Consider the following 25,659-nt stretch of genomic DNA (forward strand, 5'->3'; position numbering starts at 1 on the left):
CCATGACCATCGACCGGCGCTCGTTCCTCATCGGCGCATCCCTCCTGTCGTTGACCGCCGCCTGCGCCTCGCCGGGCGGCTCCTCAGGCTCACTCAAGATCGGCGCGTCGCTGCCGCTCACCGGCCCGGCCGCCGACGTCGCCGACCCGGGCCACAAGGGCTACCAGGTGTGGCAGTCCCAGATCAACGCGCGGGGCGGGCTCCTGGGCCGCAAGGTGGAGTTCGTCATCCTGGACGACGGCTTCGACCAGAACACCGTGGTCTCCAACTACAACAGGCTGATCAGCCAGGACCGGGTGGACCTGCTGATCGGCACGTTCTCCTCCTTCCTGAACCTGCCCGCCTCCACCGTCGCCGACCGCAACCGCATGCTCTACATCGAGCCGTCGGGCGGGGCGGCGGAGATCTTCTCGCGCGGCCACACGCGCCTGTTCTTCAGCCAGCCGGGCACGACCGACACCGCGCACCGGCCGTTCGCCGGCTACGTGGAGGGGCTGTCGCGCCGGCCCGCCACCGCCGCGTACCTGCACCAGGACGACCCCAGCACCGACGTGCCCGTGCGCAACCTCAGGAAGACCTTCGAGGGGCTCGGCATCAGGACCGTGTACGGGCAGAAGTACCCGCCGGACACCAAGAACTTCGACGCCATCGCCAACGCGATCCGGCAGAGCGGTCCGGCCCTGCTGGTGCACGGCGCGCTGGAGGTGGACGGCGCGGCCGTGGTCCAGGCGCTGCAGCGGGTGGGCTTCACGCCGGAGATCCTGTACCAGACCAGGGCGCCCTCCAGCGTCAACACCTACCCGAAGGCCGTCGGCGAGCCGAACACCGAGGCGATCTTCACGGCCGGGAGCTGGCATCCGGCGGCGAAGTACCCCGGCAACGCCGAGTTCGTCACCGGCTACCGCGAGCAGTTCGGCCAGGAGCCCAGCGAGGACGCCGCCAACTCCTACACCGCCGCGCAGGTCCTCCAGGCGGGAGTGGAGGCCGTCGGCAGGCTCGACCAGGACGCGATCGCCGCGTGGCTGCACGCCAACACGGTCCAGACCATCGTCGGACCGCTGAAGTGGGACCGGCGCGGGGTGCCCGACGGCAGCCTGCTGCTGATGCAGTGGCAGGCGGGCAAGCTGGAGGTCGTCGCCCCGGCCTCAGCGGCGACGGCCGCCTCCGTCATCGCCTCCAAGCCGAGCTGGGCGACCTGATGCAGACGCTCCTCTACGGGCTGCTCGTGGGCGGCGTGTACGCGCTGGCCGGCAGCGGTCTCACGCTCATCTTCGGCGTGATGCGCATCGTCAACCTCACCCATGGCGCGATCCTCATCGCCGGCGCGTTCCTCACCTACACCCTCTCCACGGCGACCGGACTCGACCCCTTCCTGACGATCCCCCTGGTCGGCGCGGTGCTGCTCGGCCTGGGCCTGCTCATCCACGTGCTGGTCATCCGGCGGGCCGAGCGCGGCGGCGAGGGCACGATCATCCTGGCCACGCTGGCGCTCGCCATGGTCCTGGAAGGCGTCGTGATCCTCGTCTGGGGCCAGGAGCCGCACACCGTCGCCCCCTCCTACGCCCGCACGTCCTTCCGCCTCGGCGACCTGGTCCTCCCCACCGCCCAGGTGTACGGCTTCGCCTGTGCCGCCCTCCTGCTGGCCGGGCTGCACCTGGTGCTCAGCCGTACCTGGCTGGGCAGGGCCGTACGGGCGGCGGCGACCAACCCGCGGGGCGCCGAGCTGGTCGGCATCCGGGTGGAGCGGGTCAACGTCGCGGCGTTCGGCCTGGGGATCGCGCTGACCGGCGCCGCCGGCTCCATCCTGGCGGTGCTGGCGCCGTTCACGCCCGACTCCGGCGACCAGTGGATCGGCCTGGGGCTGGCCATCGTGGTGCTCGGCGGGCTGGGCAGTCTCGGCGGCGCGCTGGCCGGGGCCCTGATCCTCGGCGTCGCGGAGACGTTCACCGCCACCTACGCCTCGCCCGCGTGGGCGACCGCCATGCCGTTCGTGGTCATCGTGCTGACCCTGCTGCTGCGCCCGCAGGGGATCTTCGGTGTCCGGGTCAGACAGGATGTGGCCGGCGCATGAGAATCCTCCTGTTCGGGATCGCCGCCGCGCTGCCCGCGGCGTGGCTGAGCCCCTACTACCAGAACATGCTCATCCTGATCTTCCTGCTGGCGATCATGGCCGGTTCGTGGAACATCATGGGCGGCTACACCGGCTACATCTCGCTCGGGCAGAGCGCTTTCCTCGGCGTCGGCGCGTACACAACCGCGATCGCGGCGGACGCCTGGTCGATCTCCCCGTTCCTCGCCGCTCCCCTGGGCGGGCTGGTGGCGGGCGCGCTGGCCGCCGTCCTCGGGCTGGTCACCTTCCGCGCCCGGGGCAACGCGTTCATCATGATCACCTTCGCGATGCTCTACCTGCTCGGCATCGTGGCGCTCAACTGGACGGCCGTCACCAACGGCAACAGCGGCATGGTCCTGCCCGCGCCCGGCGGCACCTCGCTCCTGCCCTTCTACTTCAGCCTGCTCGGACTGCTGGTCCTGACGCTGGTGATGACGCAGGCGATCGTGTCCTCCCGGTTCGGCCTGGCGCTGACGTCCATCCGCGAGGACGAGGAGAAGGCGGCCGGCATCGGCGTCAACACCTCGGCCGCCAAGCTCGCCGCGTTCGTGGCCGGCAGCGTGCCGATCGGCGTGGCGGGCGGCTTCTACGGCTACTACCTGGGCTTCCTCGACTCCCGCGCGATGTTCTCCATCGTCACCAGCATCATGATCGTGCTCGCCGCGCTGCTGGGCGGCGCGGGCACGCTGTGGGGGCCGGTGCTCGGCGCCTTCCTGCTGGAGCCGTTCTCGCAGGTGACCAACCAGTTGTTCACCGGTCCCACCGCGGGCGCCTGGCGGCTGATCGTCTTCGGCGGGATCCTGCTCGCCGTCCTGCTCTTCCTGCCCAAGGGCATCCTTCCCAGCCTGCGGCGGCGACGACGCTCGGCCGAGGTGGGCAAACGCCTCGGCCTGGCGGCGGTTCCCTCCTGGCTCGCCTCCGGCGACGGGGCGCGGCTGGAGGTTCGCGGCGTGCGCAAGCGCTTCGGCGGGCTCACCGTGCTGGACGGGCTCGACCTCACCGTCGAGCCCGGCTCGATCACCGGCCTGATCGGGCCCAACGGGTCCGGGAAGACCACGCTGTTCAACCTGATCGACGGCGGGATGAAGGCCGACGGCGGACGAATCCTGCTGGACGGCCGGCGGATCGACGCCTCCAGCCGGTGGGCGCGCAGCCGGGCGGGGCTGGGCCGTACGCACCAGATCACCCGGTTGTTCCCCAGGTTGTCGGTGCTGCGCAACGTCCTGGCCGGATCCCGCGCGCCCTGGACGGCTCCGGCGGTCACCGGCGAGCAGGCCAGGAAGGGTGCCGAGCTGCTGGAGCTCGTCGGGCTCGCCGGATACCGCGACCTTCCGGCCGGAGAGCTCTCCTACGGCCAGCAGAAGCTCATCGAGCTCACCCAGATCCTCATGCTCCAGCCCCGCCTGGTGCTGCTCGACGAACCCGCGGGCGGCATCAACCCGACCCAGGTCGAGCAGATGGGCGCCCTGATCAGGGAGCTCAACCGGACGGGAACCACCTTCCTGATCGTCGAGCACAACATGCCGTTCGTCCTCGGCCTGTGCGACACCGTGCACGTCCTCGCGGGTGGCCGCCGCATCGCCACCGGCACGCCGCAGGAGGTGCGGAACGACCCGCTGGTCCTGGACGCCTACCTGACCGGAGCGAGCCGATGATCTCGATGACCGGCGTCCACGCCGGATACGGCGGCGGCGACGTGCTGCAAGGACTCGACCTCGAGATCGACCCCGGCGCGGTGACCTGCGTGGTCGGCCCGAACGGCGCGGGCAAGTCCACCGTGCTGCGCGCGATCAGCGGCCAGCTCGCCCCCAGGCTCGGCACGATCCGGTACGGCGGGCGCGACATCGACGGGCGGCATCCCGCCGAGCTGATCAAGGCGGGGATCGTCCAGGTGCCGCAGAAGCACGGGCTGTTCCCCGAGATGACCGTCGCCGAGAACGTGCTCCTCGGCGGCTACCTGCGCCGCCGCGACCGCGCCTACCTCCAGAAACGCCTCGCCCACCTCGCCGAGCGCTTCCCGATCATCGGTGAGCGCGGCGCCGAACCGGCGGGCAACCTGTCCGGCGGGCAGCGGCGCACCGTGGAGTTCGCCAGGGCCCTCATGCTCGAACCGGCGATGGTGCTGCTCGACGAGCCGTCGCTGGGGCTCGACCCGCGCTCGCTCGGCCTGGTCGAGCAGTCCGTGACCGGGATGCGCGACAGCGGCGTCACCGTGCTGATCGTGGAGCAGAACGTGCGTTTCGGACTCGGGATCGCCGCGCACGGCGTCGTCATGGAGAGCGGGCGGGTCCTCAGGGCGGACGCGGCCCAGGCGATCCTCGACGATCCGGAGATGGGCGCGTTCTTCCTCGGCGGCGCCCCGTGAGCGCCTTCCTCGACCGGCTGCGGGCCGGGCTGCCGACCCTCATGCTCGGCATCCGCGGCAGCCGTACCTCTGAGGTGGTGCGGATGGCGCACGCGACCGGCCACCACGCCGTGCTGGTCGACCTGGAGCACTCGCCCATGTCCACCGACGTGGCCACGCAGCTCTGCTCGGCCGCCGACGGCCTGGGGATGACGCCGCTGGTCCGGGTGCCGGAGCGGGAGTACGGCATGATCGGCAGGCTCCTCGACGGCGGCGCGCACGGCATCGTCGCCCCGCGGATCGAGACGGCGCGGGAGGCCCGGCTGGTCGCCCGCGCCTGCCGCTTCCCGCCGCGCGGGCAGCGCTCGGCGATCGCCCAGATCCCCCGGTACGGCATGCGTCCCCAGCCCGCGCAGCGTCTGGAGGAGGAGGTCGTGGTGCAGATCCTCGTCGAGACCCCGCTGGGCGTCGCCAACGCCGGGCAGATCGCCCAGGTCGACGGCGTGGACATGCTCGCGATCGGCGTCAACGACCTCACCGCCGAACTCGGCGTGCCCGGCGCCTACGACGATCCGAGAGTGCTCGACGCCGTCGCCACCGTGGCCGCCGCCTGCCGCGCGCACGGCAGGTTGCTGGCGGTCGGCGGCATGCCGCCCGCCGGGCTCGACGGCGTCTGCCCGCTCCGGATCACCGGATTCGACTCTGCCCTGCTCTTCCAAGCGATCAAGGACGCATCATCGTGACACCCCTGCGGACCACGCCCATGCGGGCCACGACGACCAACACCCGGCCCGGTTTCACGCTGCCGCCGCTGAGCTGCGACGCCCACTTCCACGTGTTCGAGCCCGGCTACCGGCACGTGCCCGACCCGCTCTACACCTTCCCGGAAGGGACGCTGAAGCAGTACCTGAGCCTGGCCGGCCGGCTCGGCGTCGAGCGGATGGTCCTGGTGCAGCCGACCTTCTACGGCACCGACAACGGCCTGCTGCTCGACGTGCTGCACGAGGCGGGCGAGAACTGCCGCGGCGTGGTGCGCGTCGAGGACTCCGTCAGCGACGCCGACCTCGACCTCTTCCACGAGGCGGGGGTGCGGGCGATCCGGCTCGACCTGTTCGCGCGGGCGTCGTGGCCGGTCGAGGAGCTCGTCGCCTACATCCGCGCGATGGCCATGCGCGCCCGGCCGCGCGGCTGGCACCTGCAGTTCTACGCGCCCGGCGCGGTCGTGCGCTCCCTCGCGCCCTTCCTCGCCGAGCTGGACCACACCTTCGTCATCGATCACATGGGGTACGGCATGGCCCTCGACGAGCTGCTGCCGCTCCTGGCCGGCGGGCACTGCTACCTCAAGCTGTCGGGGCCCTACCGGCTGAAGACGGACGTGACCCCGCTGGCCCGCGCGCTGGTCGAGGCCCGCCCCGACCGGCTCCTGTGGGGCTCGGACTGGCCGCACCTGCCCGACGGGCAGCGCGACACGGGCGAGCTGCTCAACCTGCTGGCCGGCTGGGCGCCCGAACCGGAAGATCGACATCGGATCCTCGTCGAGGCGCCAGGAGAGCTGTTCTATGCCCAGTAGCCTCGGTGACGGGAGGTATCAGGTGAAGTCGAAGCGTACGGAGGCAGAGCTCAAGGACGCCGTGCGGCGGCTCCTGACCCGCAAGAGCTATGCCGAGATAAAGATCACCGACATCACCGCGGAGGCGGGGAAGGCGGTGGGCTCGTTCTACCGCTACTTCGAGGACAAGGACGCCCTGCTCACCTCGCTGGCCGGCGATTTCCAGGCCGCGCTGCGCTCTCACGTCGTAGAGCAGCTCGGCCACGGGCACACGATGTCCACCGTCGACGACATCCGCCACCACGTGCGGGCGTACTGGGCGACCTACCGCGAGCACCTGCCGGAGATCGTCGGGATCTTCCAGGCGTCCATGGCCAGCGGCACCTTCCGCCACATCCACGACGAGCTGCGCCGGCGCCAGGTGGAGCACTGGACGCGGCACATCCTGGAGATCGGCGCCCCGGCGGGCAAGAACGAGGAGAGCGCCCGGATGGCCGGGCTGGCGATCAGCTGCATGCTGGAGTCCTTCGCCTACCACCGCCTCGCGGAGAGCCCGGGCGGTGACGACGAGGAGGCCATCGAGACCTTGACCGGGTTGATCGCGCGGGGACTGCTGGGGTGAGCTGGCTGTTCGCCGAGGAGGCGCCGCTGCCCTGACCGCTCAGCGCCGCTCCCGGCGGCCGTCTCTCCTTCGGGTCAGCGCCGCTCCCGGCGGGCGGCTCTTCTTCGGGTCAGCGCCGCTCCTCGCCGGCGTCTCCCCGGGCGGCCGCGGCGGCGATGGCGCCCTGCAGGCGCCGGGCGGCCTGGAGGTGGTCGCCGGTCCAGATGACGCGTACGCCCGTCGCCCGGCCGGCCGCGTCCTCCAGGTCGTCGCGGACCGCCTCGACCAGCCGGTTGTCGCTCGGCCGGTCCACCGGGTCCGGTTCGGGCACCGGCGTCCGGCCCTCCAGCCCGGCGGCGAAGCTCTCGTACCACCGGAACACCCCGTCGGCCATGAGCCGCAGTTCCCTGCGCGCGTCCGCCCGGTCCTCGGGCGGCGGCCCGCCCGGCGAGCGCCGCCACAGCTCCAGGACCGCGTCGGCGGCGAGCCGGAGGCCGACGACGCCGGTGACCAGCGTCGTCATGCCGCCCAGCGGCATGTCCTTCTGGCCGCGCTCGGTCAGGTAGGTCCTGAAGGCGTCGTCGAGGCGGCGCGCGGCGGACGCGGCGCGCCGCCCTTCCTGGGGGACCTCGATCGGGCCCGGCTCCGAGGAGCAGCGGGACACCGCGTAGTCCACCGCGCCGAGCAGGTAGCGGGCGCTGTCGGCGTACGCCTCGGCCAGCGCCCTGCTGACCGCCGCCGAGGCGCCGCGCGGCCAGAAGAACAGCCCGACCACCAGGCTCACGGCGCAGCCCAGCGCGACGTCCTCGATCCGGAACAGGATGACCGACAACCCCTCGGGCTGGGCGATGTTGAACAGGATGACCACGGTGAGGGTGAACGCCGCCTGCCCGGCGGCGAACGACACCGCCGCCGGGACGATGCCCGACAGCAGCACCGCGATCGGCAGCAGGGCCCAGAGCAGTTCCGTCCTCGCCCCGATGAGCTGGAGGAGCAGGACTCCGATCACGGAGCCGGCGACCGTACCGCCGAGTGCGCGGAAGGCGTTCTGTCCGGTGGTGAGCGCGTTGGAGCGCAGCACCGACACGGTGCCGAGCATGACCCAGAAGGCGTGCTGGACGTCGGCGAGGTCGGCGATCACGACGCCGACGCCCAGGCCCGCCGCGCCGCGCACGCTGTTGTGCAGCGCGACGGAATGGGGTTCGAGGTGGGCGAGCGCGCGCTCCCAGGCGCTGGCCAGCGCCCCGGTGGCCGCGCCCGGCTCCCGGCCCAGCAGGCGCTCGCGCCAGCTCCGCCGCTCGGCGGACCTGGCGAGGTCGAGGTTGGCGGCGAGCTGCAGGACGACGAACGCCACCTCCTGGGCGCGGAACGACACGTCGAGACTGCCCAGGAGGTCGTCCACGTCGGCCGGGATCGGCAGCCGGTTGACCGCCTCGTCCTCCAGCGCGCTCAGGGCCCCGCGCAGCTCGGCCGCCGCCTCCCGCAGCCGGTACGGCGGGCGGCCGGGATCCTCCAGCATCTCCGCCGCCAGATCCAGCACCGTGGCGGCACTCTCGCGCACGGCCGAGGACTCCGGGTCGTCGGCCTGGCCGTGGCTCCGTTCGGCCGCCGGGCTCGAATCCGCCAGCACCGCGCTCAGCCACGTCAGCTCGTCGACGAGCCGGATCATCGCGCGGGAACTGGTGCCCAGCCCGGTCGGACGGTAGGGGGTTTCGGTGAACGACTGCCGCAACCGCAGCGCGCTCGCCTCGGTCTCCCGCGCGCAGGCCAGGCATCGGGCGAACGTCGCCTCGGAGACCTGCCCGGAGTAGTGGCCGGACTCGGCCCGCAACTGCCGGGCGGCGGCACGGCAGACCGACGCCGCCGGCGCGCTGAGCGGGTGCTCCGGTACGCGCGGCCACAGGATCGAGACGGCGGCCATGGCCGCCACGGTCGCGAGCGCCACCCCGAGCAGCCGATCGGGCAGTTGCGACAAGGGGACCGCGGCCGAGACCGGCAGGATGAAGCCCAGCAGCAGCGCGGTCGTCGCACCGGCCAGGACCGAGCTGACCACGCCGGAGAACAGCACCACGAAGCCGACCACGACGGTGGCCGCGACCGCGCTCCACACCGACCGCGCCGCGAGCGTGCCGAGGATCACCAGCACCATCCAGGCCAGCCCCAGCGCCGCGTACGACCGCAGCCGCTCCGGCCACGGGCCCGTGAACTCGACCAGCAGCAACATCGCGAACGAGCCGAACGCGGCGAAGGTGCCGACGACCGGGGCGTGGAAGACCTCGACACAGAGCGCGAACAGCACGGGCATCACCAGCGCGGTCCTGGCCGCCCGCCGGGTGGCGGCCAGGTCAGGGTCGCGGCGCCGCAGCCCCGTGGCGAGGCGATGGATCAGGTTCATCTCCGCCTTCCCGGTTCCCGGTCACGGGCTTGCACAACCGACCCTGCCAGCCCCCGGCGCCGTGGCGCAGCATCCCCTGAACGAGTGACGCGCCCCCTTGATACACACGAGTGCATTCTTTGACCACCTCCGCCGAAAGGTCATCGCATGGCAGACCCCTCGCTGCAGTACGTGACCGGCCCGCCGACGCCGGCCGCGGCTTCGGCTACTTCGGCTCGCGACCTGCTCGGCTTCGTGGACGGCACGGAGAACCCCGAAGGCGCCGACGCCGTGATCTGCACCCACGCGTCACCGGCGGAGGAGCCGGACTTTCCCGGTGGTTCCTTGGTGATCGTCCGGAAATGCCTGAAAGATCTGCCGCCCAGGGCGTGATCATGTTCGTCGCGGAAACTGATCGACTTCCGGCCTCCGTGCTGGCACGCTGCTGTCCGTGTTCGAGAGTGCCGAGGTGCTGCGCGTCCTGACCCTGCTGCGCGAGGCCGGCTGCGAGGTCTGGGTCGGCGGCGGCTGGGGCATCGACGCCCTGCTCGGCCGCGTCACGCGCGAGCACCACGACCTCGACCTCATGCACCTCGCCAAGCAGGAGCCGGTGGTCATCGAGACCCTCGCCGGCCTCGGCTACCGCGAACTGCCCGGCATCGTGCCGGGGCGGCCCGCCCGCTTCGTCATGCGCGACACGGCCGGGCACGAGATCGACCTGCACCCGCTCACCTTCCAGCCGGACGGCTCCGCGCTGCAGCCCGCCGACGACCAGGGCGGCACCTTCGCCTATCCGGCGGACTGCTTCGTGGAGGGCGCCGTCCACGGCGCCCGGGTGCCGTGCCTGTCGGCGGCCCAGCAGGAGCTCTTCCACTCCGGCTACGAGCCGCGCGAGCGGGACCTGCTGGACCTGGCCGCGCTGCGCGAGCGTTACGGCACCCCCTGAGGCGTCGTCGCTTTCTTGCGCCGTGGTTGACCGGCGCGCCCGGCTCCTGACACCCGGGTTTCCACCCCGTTGACGCATCGGTAGCGGCTATGTAACATTCGGCCAGCGCAGCGCAAACAGAATACAACTCCCTGTTGGTTCTCTGGCAAACTCTCGCAACTCTCCATCACCCCCCTGATGTGCTCGACGAGAGAAGTAAGCGCATGAGAAGGCCGTTACGACCCGCGGCGACCATGATCGCCGCCATCCTCCTCGTCCTCGCCTGGGCCGTGCCGGCCACGGCCGCGGCCGGGCCCAACCTGTCACCGGGCAAGGCGACCCGGGCGAGCAGCTCCCACCCCGACCACCCCGTCTCCAACCTCAACGACGGCAACCAGGCCACGTACTGGGAGAGCGCGAACAACGCCTTCCCGCAGTCGGCCCAGATCGACCTCGGCGCGCCGACCAGCGTCGACCAGATCGTGCTCAAGGTCCCCGCCCCGGCGGTGTGGCAGACCCGCACCCAGACGCTCATCGTCCAGGGCGGCAGCGACGGCACGACCTTCAGCACCGTCAAGGCGTCGGCGGGCTACACCTTCAACCCGGCCACCGGCAACACCGTGACGATCGGCTTCCCCGCCGCGACCCATCGCCACTGGCGGGTCCACATCACCGCCAACACCGGCTGGCCGGCCGGGCAGATCTCCGAGTTCGAGGTGTACGGCGCCGCCACCGGAGACGACCAGCAGGCCCCGGCCGCTCCCGGGAACCTGGCCTACACCGAGCCGTCCGCCGGGCAGGTCCGGCTGACCTGGTCGGCGGCCACCGACAACGTCGGCGTGACCGGGTACGACGTCTATGCCGACAACCAGCTCAGGGCGAGCGTCGCGGGCAACGTCCTGACCTACACCGACAGCCAGCCGCCCAGCGCCACCGTCACCTACGTCGTGCGGGCCAGGGACGCGGCCGGCAACGAGTCCGCGGCCAGCAACGCCGTGACCAGGCCCGGCTCCGGCGATCCCGGGACGAACCTGGCGATCGGCAAGGAGATGGCCGAGTCCGGCCACACGCAGACCTACGTCGCGGCCAACGCCAACGACGACAACACCGGCACCTACTGGGAAGGCAACGCCGGCGGCTACCCGAACACGCTGACCGTCAAGCTCGGCGCCAACGCGGAGGTCAGCTCGGTCGTCGTCAAGCTCAACCCCAACCCGGTCTGGGGTCCCCGCACCCAGACCATCCAGGTGCTCGGGCGCGAGCAGAACGCGACGGGGTTCACCAGCCTGAAGGCGGCGGCGCCGTACGACTTCAACGCCTCCAGCGGCAACGCGGTGACGATTGCGGTCTCCGGAACGGTCGCCGACGTGCAGCTCCGCTTCACCGCCAACAGCGGCGCGCCGGGCGGGCAGGTCGCCGAGTTCCAGGTCTTCGGCACTCCCGCGCCCAACCCCGACCTGACGGTCACCGAACTCTCGTGGTCACCCGCCGCCCCCACCGAGACCCAGGCCATCACCCTGTCGGCGACGGTCAGGAACGCGGGCAACGCCGCCGCCCCCGCCGACAACCTGAGCTTCTCCCTCGGCGGCACGGTCGCGGTGCCCGCTCTGGCAGCGGGGGCGAGCACCACGGTCACGCAGAACATCGGCACCCGGGGCCAGGGCGCCTACCAGGTGAGCGCGACCGCCGACCCCGACAACACGCTGGCCGAGCGGAACGAGGGCAACAACTCCGCCAGCGCCACCCTGACCGTCGGGCAGGCGCCGGGGCCTGACCTCCAGGTCACCGGCATCACCCACAGCCCGGCCAACCCGGCGGTCGGCGCGCCGGTCAGCTTCACCGTCGCCGTCAACAACCGCGGCACCAGCGCGGCGGCGGCCTCGGTGACCCGGGTGAGCGTCGGCGGGGCCGTCCTGAACGGCAACGCCGGGACGATCGCGGCGGGCGCCACGGTCAACGTCGCCATCAACGGCACCTGGACCGCGACCAGCGGCGGCGCCACCATCCTGGCCACCGCGGACGCCACCGGGACCGTCACCGAGACCAACGAGGGCAACAACACGCGTACCCAGTCGATCGTGGTGGGCCGGGGGGCGGCGGTGCCGTACACCTCGCATGAGGCGGAAGCCGCCGCGCACAACGGCACGCTGCTGGAGTCCGACCCGCTGCGCACCTTCGGCCACACCAACTTCGCCACCGAGTCCTCGGGGCGCAAGTCGGTACGGCTCAGCGGCACGGGCCAGTACGTCGAGTTCACCTCGACGAGCCAGGCCAACTCGATCGTGGTGCGCAACTCGATCCCCGACGCCCCCGGTGGCGGCGGCATCGACGCCACGATCAGCCTCTACGTCAACGGCGCCTTCGCCAGGAAGCTCCAGCTCACCAGCAAGCACAGCTGGCTGTACGGCAGGACCGACGACCCCGAGGGGCTGACGCAGACGCCGCAGGCCGACGCGCGCCGCCTCTTCGACGAGTCGCACGCCCTGCTCGGGCAGAGCTACCCGGCGGGCACCAGGTTCAAGCTGCAGCGCGACGCGGGCGACACCGCCGCGTTCTATGTCATCGACCTGATCGACCTGGAGCAGGTGGCGCCGCCCACCGGCCAGCCCGCCGGATGCGTGTCCATCACGCAGTACGGCGCGGTGCCCGGCGACGGCATCGACGACACCGCCGCCCTCCAGCGCGCGGTGACCGACGACCAGAACGGCGTGATCGGCTGCGTCTGGATCCCGCCGGGCCAGTGGCGCCAGGAGCAGAAGATCCTGACCGACGACCCGCTCAACCGCGGCCAGCACAACCAGGTCGGCATCCGCAACGTGACCATCCGCGGCGCGGGCATGTGGCACTCCCAGCTCTACACGCTCACCGAGCCGCACCTGGTGCAGGGCGGCATCAACCACCCGCACGAGGGCAACTTCGGCTTCGACATCGACGACAACACGCAAATCTCCGACATCGCGATCTTCGGTTCCGGCCGGATCCGCGGCGGCGCGGGCGGCGCCGAGGGCGGCGTCGGGCTCAACGGCCGGTTCGGCAAGAACACCAAGATCAGCAACGTGTGGATCGAGCACGCCAACGTCGGCGCCTGGGTCGGCCGCGACTACAGCAACATCCCGGAGCTGTGGAACCCCGGCGACGGGCTCGAGTTCAGCGGGATGCGCATCCGCAACACCTACGCCGACGGCGTCAACTTCACCAACGGCACGCGCAACTCGAAGGTGTTCAACTCCTCCTTCCGCAACACCGGCGACGACGCCCTGGCGGTCTGGGCCAACCAGTACGTCAAGGACACCTCGGTGGACATCGGCCACGACAACCAGTTCCTCAACAACACCGTCCAGCTCCCCTGGCGGGCCAACGGCATCGCGATCTACGGCGGTTACAACAACAAGATCGAGAACAACCTCATCCACGACACCATGAACTACCCCGGCATCATGCTGGCCACCGACCACGACCCGCTGCCCTTCTCCGGGCAGACGCTCATCGCCAACAACGCGCTGCACCGCACCGGAGGCGCCTTCTGGAACGAGGACCAGGAGTTCGGCGCGATCACGATCTTCGCGCAGGGACGTGACATCCCCGGCGTTGTCATCCGCGACACCGAGATCCACGACTCCACCTACGACGGGATCCAGTTCAAGACGGGCGGCGGCAACGTGCCGAACGTCCAGGTCACCAACGTCCGCATCGACAAGTCGAACAACGGCGCCGGCATCCTCGCAATGAGCGGGGCACGAGGCAGCGCCACGCTGACGAACGTGACCATCACCAACTCGGCCGACGGCGACATCGTCCGCCAGCCGGGCACGCAGTTCATCATCAACTGACCGGCCCGCGGGCCCGTATCCGGCGCCGAACGGGTACGGGCCCGCGTCAGCCCTTGACCGCGCCCACCAGGCCGTTGACGAAGTACCGCTGCAGGAGCAGGAACAGCGCGATGACCGGCAGCACGACGATCAGCGAGGCGGCCATCACCTCGTTGTACCGGGGCACCTCGCTCGAGATCAGCGACTCCAGCCCCAGCGGCAACGTGTACCGGGCAGGGTCGGAGATGGACACCCTGGTCAGCACGTACTCGTTCCACGTCGGCACGGCCGTCAGCACGGCGATGGTGATGTGCGCGGGCCGGGTGAGCGGCAGGTAGACCGACCAGTAGATGCGCGCCTCGCCCGCCCCGTCGGAGCGGGCCGCGTCACGGAGCTCGCGGGGCAGCGCGGTGAAGCTCGCGGTCAGCAGCAGCACCGTCAGCGGCGCGGTCCCGTTGACGAACGGGAGCACCAGGCCCAGGTGGGTGCCGAGCAGGCCCAGGTTCTTCTCCAGCACCACGACCGGCAGCAGCATGGTGATCCCGGGCACGAACAGCAGCGAGACGAAGAACCAGTACAGGAACCGGCGGCCGGGGAAGTCCAGGACGGCGAAGGCGTAGGAGGCCAGGCTGTAGACCACCAGCACACCGGCCACGGTCATCGCCGTGACCTTCAGGCTGTTGAGCACGTAGTCGAAGAAGTGCAGGTTGGCCCAGGTCGAGACCAGCGTGTCGAGGGTCGGCTGCCGCGGGAGCAGGCCGTCCTCGAGGATCTCGCCGCGGGTCTTGAAGGCGCCCGACACCATCCACAGGAACGGGTACGTGCTGATCAGCGCGTAGACGATCAGTCCGGCGTAGGCGAAGCGCTTCACTGAACCCTCCGGAGCAGGCGCACGTTGGCCAGGGTCAGCAGGACGGCTCCGGCGAACAGCAGCCAGCCCAGCGCGCTCGCGTGACCGAGCGAGGGCGCGAGGCCCTTCATGAACGCCAGCCGGTAGGCCATGAGCCCCAGCACGTCGGTGTGCCCGCCGGGCCCGCCGTTCGTCGCGATGAGGAAGATCTGGAAGCCGTGGAGCGCGTCGCGCACGCCCAGCAGCACGATGGCCACGGTGATGGGACGCAGCAGCGGCCAGATGATGCGCAGGACCACCTGCCGGGAGATGGCGCCGTCGATCCGGGCCGCCTCGACGAGACTGTGGTCGATGGCCTGCAGCCCGCTGAGGTAGAGCAGGGTGGCCACCGGCACGCTCGACCACACCAGGACGACGATCAGCGTCCGCAGCGCGGTGTCCGGGTTGCCGAGGAAGCCCTGCGGCTGCTGGAGGCTGCCGAGACCCAGCGAGCCGAGCAGCATGTTGATCGCGCCGTCCGGCTCCAGGATGTAGCGCCAGGCGTAGTAGACGGCGATGCCGCTGGTCACGTACGGCAGGAAGTAGATCGAACGGAGTACGGCGCGCAGCCGGGTGATCGAGTTCAGCAGCACCGCGAGCGGCAGGGCGACGGCCACGGTCAGCAGCGGCGTGGCGACCATGACCTGCGCGGTGTTCCCGGCGGCGCGGCGCAGGTCGCCGGCCAGCGACGGGTCCGCGTACAGCAGGTCGGCGTAGTTTCCCAGCCCCGCCCAGCGCCACTGCGGGGTGAAGCCGTTCCATGTGGCGAAGCTCAGCAGGAACCCGCTGACGATCGTGTAACCGCCCATCAGCAGGAACAGCGCGACGGCGGGGGCGACGAAGGCCCACCCGGTCAGCCATCGCCGCCGGCGCGCGCCTGTCGCACGCGCGGGCGGCAGACCGGCCGAGGTCGTGCTCACCGGGTGGACTTCCACATCGACGCCATGACCTTGTCCAGTTCCACGCCCGCCTGCTGCGGGGTGAACTCCTTCAGCGGCGTCAGCCGTACGGTCAGGTCGCCCGGTTTCACCTGGTCCCAGTCGGAGGGGAAGAAGCTGTCGTCGGCGGCCTCGTAGGCGCTGCCGGGCGGCCCGGTGAAGTACTTCTGCAGCGCGGCCAGGTCCTTGCCGAGCAGGGCCTCGGCCTGCGTGCCCAGGTCGGTCGCGGGCAGGTCGAGCGACTCCTTGGCCACCATGCCCGCGCCCTCGGGCGAGGTCACCCAGTCGATCCACCTGATCGCGGCCGCGCGGTCGCGCGTCGTGGCCGTCACGCCGAGCCCGGTCAGCGCCAGCGGCGCCATCGAGATCTGCTTGTGCGTGCCCTCGGCCGACGGCGGGATCGGGAAGGCCAGCAGCTTGTCCGGGCTGAGCCCGTTCTGCGCGAGGAAGGCCAGCGTGAACGTGCCGCCCACGTCGAAGGCCGCCTTGCCCTGCGCGAAGGCGATGTCGGCCTCGTCGATGCCGAGCGTGGTGGTGCCGGGCATCCAGTACGGCGTCAGCCTGGCGTACGCCTCCAGGGTTCTGACGCCGTCCGGCGAGGCGAAGCCCTGGGTGGTGCCCTTGCCGAACATCGCCTGGAAACGTTCCTTGCCGAGGTGGGCGAAGGCCAGCGGCTGGTAGATCCAGTTGAAGCCGGTCTGGGAGATCTTCAGGCCCAGCGCGAGGCCGCCCTGGTCCTTGCCGGTCGTGGCCTCCAGCGCCGCCAGGAACTCCTCCCACGACTTCGGCGGGGTGTCCGGATCGAGCCCTGCCGCACGGAGTTTGTCCTTGTTGGCGTAGACGATGCCGAAGGCGCCTGCGGTGAATAAGGGCTGACCCGCTTGCTCCTGCCCGCCTCCGCTCTCCGGGAACAGGCCGGGAGTCCGAGCACGAGCGCCATGGCCAGGGCGAGGGCGCGCCTGCGTGGCGATGTCATGGTCCTTCCTCCCCCCTGGACGGCGCTGCCGCGACTGCATACGGTGCCGTCACGACTCTGTACGGCGTTGCCACGGCTCCATGCGGCGTTGCTGCAGCGAGGGGGTTTTGACGTTTTGCGATCATGGCGTCCTTTCGAGCGGGACGGAGGGTCCAGGCAACCGTCGTGCAAAACGTTAAGATTTGCTCGAAATCTACACGGAGCGGATCGCGTGTCAAGGGCTCTACGCCGACTGGCGGCGGATGAGCTGGGCGGGGACCACGAGTTCGGTGGAGGCGGCGTCGAGGGAGCCGCTCAGGCGCGACAGCAGGCGGCGCGCCGAGGCCCGGCCGATCTCGCGGGCCGGGTTGGCCATGGTGGTCAGGCCGGGCGAGACCATCCCGGCGGCGTCGATGTCGTCGAACCCCATCACGGCCAGATCATCGGGCGCCCGCAGACCCCGCTGCGCCAGGGCGTCGAGCGCGCCGATCGCCATGATGTCGTTGGCACACAGCACGGCATCGGGCCGTTCGCCCCACTCCAGCACCCGCGCGACCCCCTCCGCCCCACCCGCCCGGCTGAAGTCGGTATGCACAACAAGATCCCACCCACCCCCGGCCACGGCCCCCGCACTGGCATCCACACCCAGGCCGGCTCTCGCACCGGCACCCGTGCCCAGGCCGGCTCCCGTCGTGGCATCCCTGCCGGAGTCTGTGCTGTTGACCGCGACCAGGCCGGCCTCGATCAGGGCGGTGCGGTAGCCGGCGACGCGTTCGGCGGCCGGGCCCTCCGCTGCCGGGCCGCAGATGAAGGCGATCCTTCCGTAGCCCTGGCCGAGGAGGTAGCGGGTGGCCTCGGCGGCGCCGCCCTCGTCGTCGCTGTGGACCAGGTCGACGCCGGGCTGGACGAGGCGGCCGCCCAGGCGTACCACGGGGATGCCCGCTTCGATCGCGGGCAGCAGGTCCTCGGCGTGGGTGTGGAAGACGGCGAAGGCCAGGCCGTCTACCTGGCGGGCGATCATCTGCTCGATCGCCGCCTGCTCGGTGGCGCGGTCGCCGTCGGTGTTGCTGATGATCTGGTCGTATCCGGCTGGGCCGAGCACGTCCTGCATCCCCCGTGCCAGGGCCGGATAGAACGGGTTGGTGATGTCGGGGATGATCAGTCCGATGGTCTGGCTGCGGTTGGTGCGCAGGCCGCGGGCGAGCACGTTGGGCCGGTAGCCGAGGTGGTCGATGGCGCTCAGCACGCGCCGCCTGGTCTCCTCGGCCACCGGGCGGCGGCCGTTCAGCGTGTGGGAGACGGTGGTGGCGCTCACCCCCGCCAGCTCGGCGACCCTCATAATGCTGGGCCGCTCGGCGCGGACGTTGCGTGGCGGCTCGCCCGCGGACGGGCCCTGGACGCGGTGCCTGCGGCTGACGGCGCTCTCGAACGCACCGCCCAGCAGGGAGAACGCCTCTTCGAGCGCGTTCAGCCCGCGCGCGACCGCCTCGCCGGGGGGCGTCCCGTCCGCGGCCTCCAGCAGGATCGACTCCCACACCTGCCGCAGCGGCCCGACGGCGGCGGCCGCCAGGATCGGCATCTCCCCCGCCATCCCGTCCGCACCACGCACCTGAACGCCGCGTGCCTGAACGCCGCGTGCCTGAACGCCGCGTGCCTGAACGCCGCGAGCAGCATCCCCGTTAGCCACATCGCCGCGCGCCACGACACCGTGGGCCGCGTCACCGCGGGGCGCGTCACCGCGGGACGCGTCGGCGTGGGGCTGGGTGCCTTGGGTCAGGACGTTGGCCAGGGCGTGTTCGTGGGCGGCGAACAGTTCGCGGCCATAGGCGCGCAGGCCAGCGCTGTCGCGGTAGACGCGGGCGAAGGCCGGGAGGTCGGGGCCCGGCGGGGTGCGGATGATGCGGATCAGGGCGGTCAGCAGGGGTTCGCCCGGCCAGCGTGAGCGCACGACCTCCGCCAGGTCGCCGCTCAGCAACGGCTCGTGCTCGAAGAACAGCAGTTCCTTGGCGGCGAAGTGGTTGAACACGGTCTTGGCCGACACGTCGGCCGCCTCGGCGACCTCGGTCACGGTCACCGCGTCGAACCCGCGCAGGGCGAACAGGCGCAGGGCGGCGTCGGCGATGGCGCGGCGCGTCTCGGCCTTCTTCCGTTCACGCCGGAGGGGCTGCTCGCGGGCTGGCATGCCCAAGAGCCTACATCGGCATGAAAGTTATAGCTACTGAAGGATTATAGTCACGGTGCCTCCAGGCCGCCGTCGGGGCGGCGGACCCTGGCCGCCCATCGCTCGTGCCGGTGCGTTTCCGGTGGGTGCCGCGCGGCGAGCGTCTCGTCCAGGTCGACTCCCCAGCCGGGCTCTTCGCTGGGGTAGAGGAAGCCGTCGCGGGGGTGGGGCGTGCCGGGGAAGACCTCCCTGACGGCGTCGCCGTACAGGTGGCCCTCTTGGATCTGGAAGGCCGGGGTCGTCACGTCGAGGGCCAGGTTGGCGGCGGCGCCGACGGGAGAGACGTCGGCGGGGGCGTGCCAGGCGGTGCCGACGCCGGTCAGCTCGCACAGCGCCACCAGCTTGCGCGCGGGCGTGAGGCCGCCGATCGAGGAGATGTGCAGGCGGAGCAGGTCCATGCCGCCGCCCAGGATCAGCCGCGTCGCGTCGGGCACCGAGCCGAGCTGCTCGCCCGCCGCGATGGGCATCGGCGCGGCCTGCCGTACCTCGGGGAGACGATCGTAGTGCTCGGGCGCGATCGGGTCCTCCAGGAAGAACAGCCGGTACGGCTCCAGCGCGCGGGCCAGCACGATCGCCTGCTTGGGCGTGAGCCGGGAGTGGACGTCGTGCAGCAGGTGCGGCTCCTCCCCCAGCTTGTCGCGGGCCCGTTCGAACAGTTTGGGGGTCTCCCGCAGGTAGCGCTGGACGTCCCAGCCGTCCGGGTACGGCAGGCCGGGGTAGCCGCCTGGCGTGCCGGGAGCGCCGTAATGTCCCAGACCGGGCGCCCCCGACTGGAGCCTCACGTGGCGGTATCCGGCCGCAAGGATCTCCTCGGCCAGCTCGATGGTGTGTTCCACCGAGGCGCCGCCGGCGTGCAGGTAGGTGTCGGCGGCGGCCCGCACCCGCCCGCCGAGCAGTTCGTGGACGGGCATGCCCGCGCGTTTGCCCGCTATGTCCCACAGCGCCATGTCCACGCCGGACAGCGCGTTGTTCAAAACCGGCCCGTTGCGCCAGTACGACGACAGGTGGAGCATCCGGGTGATGTCCTCGATGTCGGCCGGGTGGCGGCCGGTGATCATGGGGGCCAGGTGCCGGTCCACCGTGGCGGCTACCGCGTGGAAGCGCTGGGTGAAGGTGGCGCAGCCCAGGCCGTACAGGCCGGGCTCGCTGGTGTCGATCTTGACGACCACGAGCGGCACGCCGTCCGGCGCGGTGACGATGGCGCGTACCCGCTCGATGCGCAGGCCGTCGCGGGCGGGCCAGGGCGCCTGGGTCTCCGGCATGGGGTCGTGGTTCATGGCAGCACGTGCTCCGCCTTGAAGCCCAGCAGCCGTTCGGCGGCGTCCAGGTCGACGGGGGCCGCGCGTCCGGCCAGCTCCGCCCGTCGTTCGGTCTCCGGGTGGAAGGTGTCCAGCAGTTCCTCCGTGGGTCTGGTGGCCAGGGTGTTCGGGGCCGCGACGGTGACCACGTGGTGGCCGCGTACCGGGCGGGAGATCGCCAGCCACGCCGCGCGGGCCGCGTCGCGCACGTCGAGGTAGCTCCACAGCTCCTTGGCGCCCGCGCCCGGGTCGAGCGCCCACTCCCCCGCGGTCCGCCGCAGCTTGTCCTCCGGCCCGCCCAGCCGGGGGAAGCGCAGGGCGACGGTCGCCATGCCGTGGCGGCGGGTCATCATGGCCGCGGTCAGCTCGTCCACCTCCTTCGACAGCCCGTACGGGTCCTCCACCTGCAGAGGGATCCGCTCGTCCACCGGCACGTACGCCGGGTGCAGCGGCCGGTCCGCCCACGCCAGGCCGAGCGCCGACATGCTGCTGGCGATGGCCGCGCGCCGCACGCCGGCGATGCCCGCCTCCTCCAGGACCACGAAGGTGGCCCGGGTGTTGCCGCAGAACACCTCCTCCGGCGTGCCGAGCACGGGCGCGGGCAGGGCGGCGAGGTGGATCACCGCGTCCACGCCGGCGAGCGCCTGCCTGACCGCCCCGGCGTCGCCCGCGCTGCCCACCACCATGCGGTCGACCGCCGTTCCGCCGGGGTGGCGCAGGTCCAGGCCGGTCACCGGGATCCGCCGGTGGGCGAGCAGGTCGGCGGTCGCCCGGCCCAGGCTCCCCGACACCCCCGTCACCAGCACGCGCCGTGGCACCTCTGTCATTCGCTCCCCCGTGCGCAAATCGTTTTGTCAAACGCAGCATGGCTGTGGATCACGAGAGTGTCAAGGAAGTACAGCGGCTGTAAGAAGCTGGATCCCGTCCGCCCGGTCGCCTGCACCCCGCCGGTGGCGCCGAGTCGGCGATCAGGCGCCAAGGCAGCGGCGACCGGACGGACGGGACGTCTAGGCGACGCCCGCAACGCGCGGACGGCACGACCACGGCACGCCAAGGGACGTCCACGGCACACGGACAAGACGTCTAGCGACGTCCTGAGCGCGGGCGGAACGTCCTGAGCCGTCCTCGCCGCGGGCGGGGCGTCCAGCGACAGCGATGCCCTTGGCGCGGACGGGACGTCCTGCGATGCCCCTGGCGCGGACGGGACGTCCTGCGACGTCCTTGGCGTGGAGGGAACGTCCTGCGAAACCCCAGGCGCGGGTGGGGCGTGCGGGGACGCCGCCGGCGGGGGTGGGGCGGCGTGGGCGGCCCCTACGGCTAGCGGCGCCCATGGGGCTGGTGCAGGGGTGGTGCGGCGCGGATGGGGACGGTGGTGGGGTCGGACAGGACGCGCTCGACCACCACCCCCGCCGCGCCCCGGGAGGCGGCGCCGAAGCCGAGGTCGGAGGCGGCGAAGCGGCAGCGCCTGGCGGGGTCGCTCATCCCCACCCGGCCCAGCTCCGCCGCGGCGAGCGGGATCAGCAGGCCGGCGAGCCGGGCGAAGTAGCCGCCCAGCACGATCACCCGCGGGTTGAGGAGGTTGACCAGGATCGCGGCCCCGCGCCCCAGCCAGCGCGCCACCTCGGCGACGGCCCCGGCGGCGCGGGGGTCGCCCGCGTCCAGCCGCTGCTCGATCTCGGCGAGGCGTTCCTCCGGATCACGCAGGTGCGTGCGGTACGCGTGGCCGGGCGTGACGGCGCGGACCAGTTCGGCCAGCCCGACCTTGGTCTCCCAGCAGCCGACCCGGCCGCAGCCGCACCGCTCGCCCGCGGGGTCGACCATGATGTGGCCCACCTCGCCGGCGAACCCGTCGGCCCCGCCCAGCAGCCGGCCGCCGGTGATGATCCCGCCGCCGACGCCGACCTCGCCCGTGAGACAGACCAGGTCGGGGGTCCCCGCGGCCACCCCCGAGGTGTACTCGGCGAGCGCGGCGAGGTTGGCGTCGTTGTCGACGGTGATCGGCACCTCCGGCAGGCCGGACCGCCGGAGGTGGCCGACGATGGGCACGTCGTGCCAGCCCAGGTTGGGCGCGACCCCCACGCGGCCGCGGCCGACGTCGACCAGTCCCGGTACGGCGATCGTGATCCCGGCCAGCGTGACACCGAGCCCGTCCAGGTCCCCGGCCGCATCCTTGATGACCCCGGCCAGGTGGGCGAGCGTGTGCTCGGGCGAGGACCCCATGGCGTCGAAGCTCAGCCGCCGGTCGATGAGGATCCGGCCGCCGAGGTCGGTGGCGAAGGAGGCGATGTAGTCGACGTTGACCTCGACTCCCAGGGCGGCGACGGTGGAGCCGCGCAGCGCCAGCGCCAGCCCCGGCCTGCCGACCGCGCCCTCGTGCTGCGGGCCGCCTTCCCTGACCAGGCCGCGGGCCTGGAGCTCGGCGACCAGGCTGGTGACGGTGGTCTTGTTCAGCCCGGTCCCGGCGGCCACGGCCGCCCGGGAGCGCGGTCCGTGCTCCCTCAGGTGGCGCAGGACCAGGGACAGGTTGGCGCGGCGGACCGAGGCCTGGTCGGCGGGCACGGCACCCTCCTGACTTAGTTCGGGTGGCTCGCCGAATTAAATGCCCTGACAGGCGCAGAGGACAAGGCCCTCGCGCCAAGATTTTCATGATTCGCGCAAGCTTCTTGCGGCCTGCTGCGATGCTCAATCCTTCACTCGGTGAACGTTCGGGCGTCTTGACAGCAGTCAGACCGCGCGGTAGGCATCTTTCAAACAACTCCAAAACGTCAAGCGCAACTGGAGCAGCACCCTCCGGTCCGCGCCAAAGCAAAGCGCGGTCGGCGCGCGCCTTGCCTGACACACCCCCCGTCAGGAAGGAAGCCCATGTCTGCGTGGTCGAGGCTGCTCGTCGCCGCCGCGCTGGTCTGCACCAGCGCCGCCGCGATGGACATCCCACCCAGCGACTACCAGCAGGTCCCGCTGGCCACCGGGCCGGCCGAGCTAGGCGAGCCGATCGGGCTCGCGGTCCTGCCAAACAGATCGGTCCTGCACACCGCCCGCGACGGCACGCTGCGTCACACCGACGCCTCGGGCAACACCAAGGTGGCCGGCAAGCTCGACGTCTACCTGCACGACGAGGAAGGCTTACAAGGGGTCGCGATCGACCCGGGATTCGCGGCCAACCGTCACGTCTGGCTCTACTACTCGCCCAAGCTCAGCACCCCCGGCGGCGACGCCCCGCCGACCGGCAGCCCCTCGGACTGGAACGTCTGGAAGGGCCACCTGAACCTGTCGCGCTTCACCCTCAAGAGCGACAACACCCTCGACCTGGCCACCGAGAAGGTCGTGCTGCAGGTGCCGAACGACCGCGGCCAGTGCTGCCACGTCGGCGGCGACATCGACTTCGACGCCGCGGGCAACCTCTACCTGTCGACCGGCGACGACACCAACCCGTTCGAGTCGTCCGGCTACACGCCCATCGACGAGCGCGCCGACCGCAACCCGCAGTACGACGCCCAGCGCTCCTCGGGCAACACCAACGACCTGCGCGGCAAGCTGCTGCGCATCAAGCCGCAGCCGGACGGCACCTACACCGTCCCCGCCGGCAACCTCTTCCCGCAGGGAACCTCGGGCACCAAGCCCGAGATCTACGCGATGGGCTTCCGCAACCCCTTCCGCATGTCCGTCGACCGGCCGACCGGCGTGGTCTACCTCGGCGACTACGGTCCGGACGCCGGCGGCACCGATCCCAGCCGCGGGCCCAGCGGGCAGGTCGAGTTCAACCGCATCACCGCGCCGGGCAACTACGGCTGGCCGTACTGCACCGGAACCAACACCACGACCGAGACCTACAGCGAGTACACCTTCCCGGGCGGGCCCTCCGGCGCGAAGTACAACTGCGCGGCCGGGCCCGCCAACAACTCCTTCCGCAACACCGGCCAGCCCACGCTGCCCCCGGCCAAGCCGGCCTGGATCCGGTACGCGGGCGACGCCGGCTCCCCGCCGGAGTTCGGCAGCGGCTCGGAGTCGCCGATGGGCGGCGAGGTCTACCGCTACGACGCCGCCTCGCCCTCGGCGGTGAAGTTCCCGCAGTCGCTCGACGGCCGCTACTTCGCCACCGAGTTCGGCCGCCAGTGGATCAAGGCGATCGAGGTCGAGAGCGACGGCTCCCCCGGCCTCATCGAGGACTTCCCGTGGGACGGCACCCAGATCATCGACTCGGAGTTCGGCCCCGACGGCGCCCTGTACGTGCTGGACTACGGCACCGGCGGCAACCAGGCGCTGTGGCGCATCGAGCACATTGGCGCCAGCGACCGCAACCCGGTCGCCAAGGCGAGCGCCGACAGGACCTCCGGCCCGGCCCCGCTGACGGTGGCCTTCTCCGCGGCGGGCAGTTCCGACCCCGAGGGCGGCCCGCTCACCTACTCGTGGAACTTCGGCGACGGCGCCACCTCCACCCAGGCCAACCCGACCCACACCTACGCCACGAACGGCACCTACACCCCGACGCTGACCGTCCGCGACTCCGCGGGCCTGCCGGGCACCGCCAGCCTGGTGGTGACGGTCGGCAACACCGCGCCCTCTGTCACGCTCAACGACCCGATCAACGGCCGTCTCTTCGCGTACGGCGAAGCCGTACCCTTCAAGGTCACCGTCACCGACCCCGAGGACGGCGCCATCGACTGCGCCAAGGTCAAGGTGACCTACCTGGTCGGCCATGACAGCCACACGCACGCCATCACCTCGAAGAACGGCTGCGAGGGCTCGATCACGATCCCGGTCGACGGCGAGCACGACGCCGCCGCCAACCTGTACGGCGTGTTCGACGCCGAGTACACCGACAAGGCGGGGCTGACCACCCACAGCGTGCGCACGCTGCAGCCGGTCCACCGCCAGGCCGAGCACTACGGCGCGATGCAGGGCGTCCAGGTGGCCAGTCACGGCCCGGCCGAGGGCGGCAAGACCGTCGGCTACACCGACAACGGCGACTGGATCTCCTTCGAGCCCTACGTCCTGGCCGGCGCGACCAAGCTGACCACGCGGGTCTCCTCGGGAGGCACCGGCGGCACCATCGAGGTACGCGCGGGCTCGCAGACCGGGACCCTGCTGGGCACGGTGACCGTCCCGGTGACCGGCGGCTGGGACACCTTCGTGGAGGTCTCGGGCGACCTGAGCAACGCCCCGGCCGGCACCACCAAGCTGTTCCTCGTCTTCAAGGGCCCGACCGGGCAGGGCAACCTGTTCGACGTGGACGCCTTCACCTTCTCCGCCTCGACGGCGCAGCCGACCACGGCCGAGGGCGAGTCGTTCACCTCCACCGGCGGCGTGCAGATCGCCAATCACCCGCCGGCCAGCGGCGGCAGGACCGCCGGGTACATCGAGAACGGCGACTGGGCCGGGTACGGCGCGGTCGGCACCGCCGGGGCCAGGGGCTTCCAGGCCCGGATCTCCTCGGCGGGCGCGGGCGGCACGATCCAGGTCCGCTCGGGCTCGCAGACCGGCACTCTGCTCGGCTCGGTGGCGGTCCCGAACACCGGCGGATGGGAGAACTTCCAGAACGTCTCCACCACGCTCACCGGGACCGCGAGCGGCCCGCTGTTCCTCGTCTTCACCGGCGGGGGCGGATTCCTGTTCGACGTCGACACCTTCACGATCACCAGGTAGGGA

The 25,659-nt window shown here is 71.6% G+C and carries 19 protein-coding genes; 11 read left to right on the forward strand and 8 right to left on the reverse strand.

Annotation, left to right across the window (positions count from 1 at the left end):
* Positions 1–2 precede the first annotated feature (2 nt).
* Genes ACIBEJ_RS36615 through ACIBEJ_RS36645 form a run of 7 tightly spaced genes read left to right on the forward strand, consistent with a single transcriptional unit; the run spans position 3 to position 6,625 of the window.
* On the forward strand, positions 3–1,199 hold the full coding sequence (locus ACIBEJ_RS36615) for an amino acid ABC transporter substrate-binding protein (protein ID WP_397187513.1): 1,197 nt from the start codon (positions 3–5) through the stop codon (positions 1,197–1,199).
* Positions 1,199–2,071 carry a branched-chain amino acid ABC transporter permease gene (locus tag ACIBEJ_RS36620; protein WP_397187514.1) on the forward strand — a complete coding sequence of 291 codons (873 nt, stop codon included), beginning with the start codon at positions 1,199–1,201 and terminating at the stop codon, positions 2,069–2,071. The genes ACIBEJ_RS36615 and ACIBEJ_RS36620 overlap by 1 nt, the downstream gene beginning before the upstream one ends.
* A complete protein-coding gene (locus ACIBEJ_RS36625) occupies positions 2,068–3,765 on the forward strand; it encodes an ATP-binding cassette domain-containing protein (RefSeq protein ID WP_397187515.1) in 1,698 nt (565 codons plus the stop codon). Before ACIBEJ_RS36620 ends, ACIBEJ_RS36625 begins: the two co-directional genes overlap by 4 nt.
* The gene (locus ACIBEJ_RS36630) at positions 3,762–4,475 is read left to right on the forward strand and encodes an ABC transporter ATP-binding protein (protein ID WP_397187516.1); all 714 of its coding nucleotides are present in this window, start codon (positions 3,762–3,764) and stop codon (positions 4,473–4,475) included. Before ACIBEJ_RS36625 ends, ACIBEJ_RS36630 begins: the two co-directional genes overlap by 4 nt.
* Positions 4,472–5,197: an HpcH/HpaI aldolase/citrate lyase family protein gene (locus tag ACIBEJ_RS36635; RefSeq protein ID WP_397187517.1), complete on the forward strand. Its 726-nt coding sequence runs from the start codon at positions 4,472–4,474 to the stop codon at positions 5,195–5,197. The genes ACIBEJ_RS36630 and ACIBEJ_RS36635 overlap by 4 nt, the downstream gene beginning before the upstream one ends.
* Positions 5,194–6,024, forward strand: a complete 831-nt coding sequence (locus ACIBEJ_RS36640; RefSeq protein ID WP_397187518.1) for an amidohydrolase family protein — start codon at positions 5,194–5,196, stop codon at positions 6,022–6,024. Before ACIBEJ_RS36635 ends, ACIBEJ_RS36640 begins: the two co-directional genes overlap by 4 nt.
* Positions 6,025–6,046: 22 nt before the next feature.
* A complete protein-coding gene (locus ACIBEJ_RS36645; RefSeq protein ID WP_397187519.1) occupies positions 6,047–6,625 on the forward strand; it encodes a TetR/AcrR family transcriptional regulator in 579 nt (192 codons plus the stop codon).
* Positions 6,626–6,734: 109 nt separating this feature from the next.
* Here ACIBEJ_RS36645 and ACIBEJ_RS36650 read toward each other — a convergent pair whose 3' ends face one another.
* Positions 6,735–8,999, reverse strand: a complete 2,265-nt coding sequence (locus ACIBEJ_RS36650) for an FUSC family protein (RefSeq protein WP_397187520.1) — start codon at positions 8,997–8,999, stop codon at positions 6,735–6,737.
* Between the two features lie 147 nt (positions 9,000–9,146).
* Between ACIBEJ_RS36650 and ACIBEJ_RS36655 the strand changes: the two genes are divergently transcribed.
* The 3 genes from ACIBEJ_RS36655 to ACIBEJ_RS36665 all read left to right on the forward strand — a co-directional run bounded on the left by ACIBEJ_RS36655 (position 9,147) and on the right by ACIBEJ_RS36665 (position 13,733).
* Positions 9,147–9,371, forward strand: a complete 225-nt coding sequence (locus tag ACIBEJ_RS36655) for a hypothetical protein (protein WP_397187521.1) — start codon at positions 9,147–9,149, stop codon at positions 9,369–9,371.
* Between the two features lie 58 nt (positions 9,372–9,429).
* Entirely contained in the window at positions 9,430–9,924 is a 495-nt protein-coding gene (locus tag ACIBEJ_RS36660; RefSeq protein ID WP_397187522.1) for a nucleotidyltransferase domain-containing protein, read from the forward strand.
* Between the two features lie 203 nt (positions 9,925–10,127).
* Positions 10,128–13,733 (forward strand): CARDB domain-containing protein, encoded by a 3,606-nt coding sequence (locus ACIBEJ_RS36665; protein WP_397187523.1) that lies wholly within the window; start codon positions 10,128–10,130, stop codon positions 13,731–13,733.
* Positions 13,734–13,779: 46 nt separating this feature from the next.
* Here the strand turns inward: ACIBEJ_RS36665 and ACIBEJ_RS36670 are convergent, their stop codons facing one another.
* The 7 genes from ACIBEJ_RS36670 to ACIBEJ_RS36700 form a co-directional block, all read right to left on the reverse strand.
* Positions 13,780–14,583 (reverse strand): carbohydrate ABC transporter permease, encoded by an 804-nt coding sequence (locus ACIBEJ_RS36670; RefSeq protein ID WP_397187524.1) that lies wholly within the window; start codon positions 14,581–14,583, stop codon positions 13,780–13,782.
* Positions 14,580–15,521 carry a carbohydrate ABC transporter permease gene (locus ACIBEJ_RS36675; RefSeq protein ID WP_397187525.1) on the reverse strand — a complete coding sequence of 314 codons (942 nt, stop codon included), beginning with the start codon at positions 15,519–15,521 and terminating at the stop codon, positions 14,580–14,582. Before ACIBEJ_RS36675 ends, ACIBEJ_RS36670 begins: the two co-directional genes overlap by 4 nt.
* Positions 15,518–16,555, reverse strand: a complete 1,038-nt coding sequence (locus tag ACIBEJ_RS36680; protein ID WP_397187526.1) for an extracellular solute-binding protein — start codon at positions 16,553–16,555, stop codon at positions 15,518–15,520. The genes ACIBEJ_RS36675 and ACIBEJ_RS36680 overlap by 4 nt, the downstream gene beginning before the upstream one ends.
* A gap of 183 nt (positions 16,556–16,738) precedes the next feature.
* Positions 16,739–18,676, reverse strand: coding sequence for a substrate-binding domain-containing protein (locus ACIBEJ_RS36685; protein ID WP_397187527.1), 1,938 nt, complete (start codon positions 18,674–18,676; stop codon positions 16,739–16,741).
* A gap of 50 nt (positions 18,677–18,726) precedes the next feature.
* On the reverse strand, positions 18,727–19,992 hold the full coding sequence (locus tag ACIBEJ_RS36690; protein WP_397187528.1) for an enolase C-terminal domain-like protein: 1,266 nt from the start codon (positions 19,990–19,992) through the stop codon (positions 18,727–18,729).
* Positions 19,989–20,840 carry an NAD-dependent epimerase/dehydratase family protein gene (locus ACIBEJ_RS36695; protein WP_397187529.1) on the reverse strand — a complete coding sequence of 284 codons (852 nt, stop codon included), beginning with the start codon at positions 20,838–20,840 and terminating at the stop codon, positions 19,989–19,991. The genes ACIBEJ_RS36690 and ACIBEJ_RS36695 overlap by 4 nt, the downstream gene beginning before the upstream one ends.
* A gap of 490 nt (positions 20,841–21,330) precedes the next feature.
* Positions 21,331–22,572 carry an ROK family protein gene (locus ACIBEJ_RS36700; protein ID WP_397187530.1) on the reverse strand — a complete coding sequence of 414 codons (1,242 nt, stop codon included), beginning with the start codon at positions 22,570–22,572 and terminating at the stop codon, positions 21,331–21,333.
* A gap of 303 nt (positions 22,573–22,875) precedes the next feature.
* Between ACIBEJ_RS36700 and ACIBEJ_RS36705 the strand changes: the two genes are divergently transcribed.
* Entirely contained in the window at positions 22,876–25,656 is a 2,781-nt protein-coding gene (locus tag ACIBEJ_RS36705) for a carbohydrate-binding protein (RefSeq protein ID WP_397187531.1), read from the forward strand.
* Positions 25,657–25,659 lie beyond the last annotated feature (3 nt).

The sequence above is a fragment of the Nonomuraea sp. NPDC050790 genome (assembly GCF_044456745.1).
Classification (GTDB): Bacteria; Actinomycetota; Actinomycetes; order Streptosporangiales; family Streptosporangiaceae; genus Nonomuraea.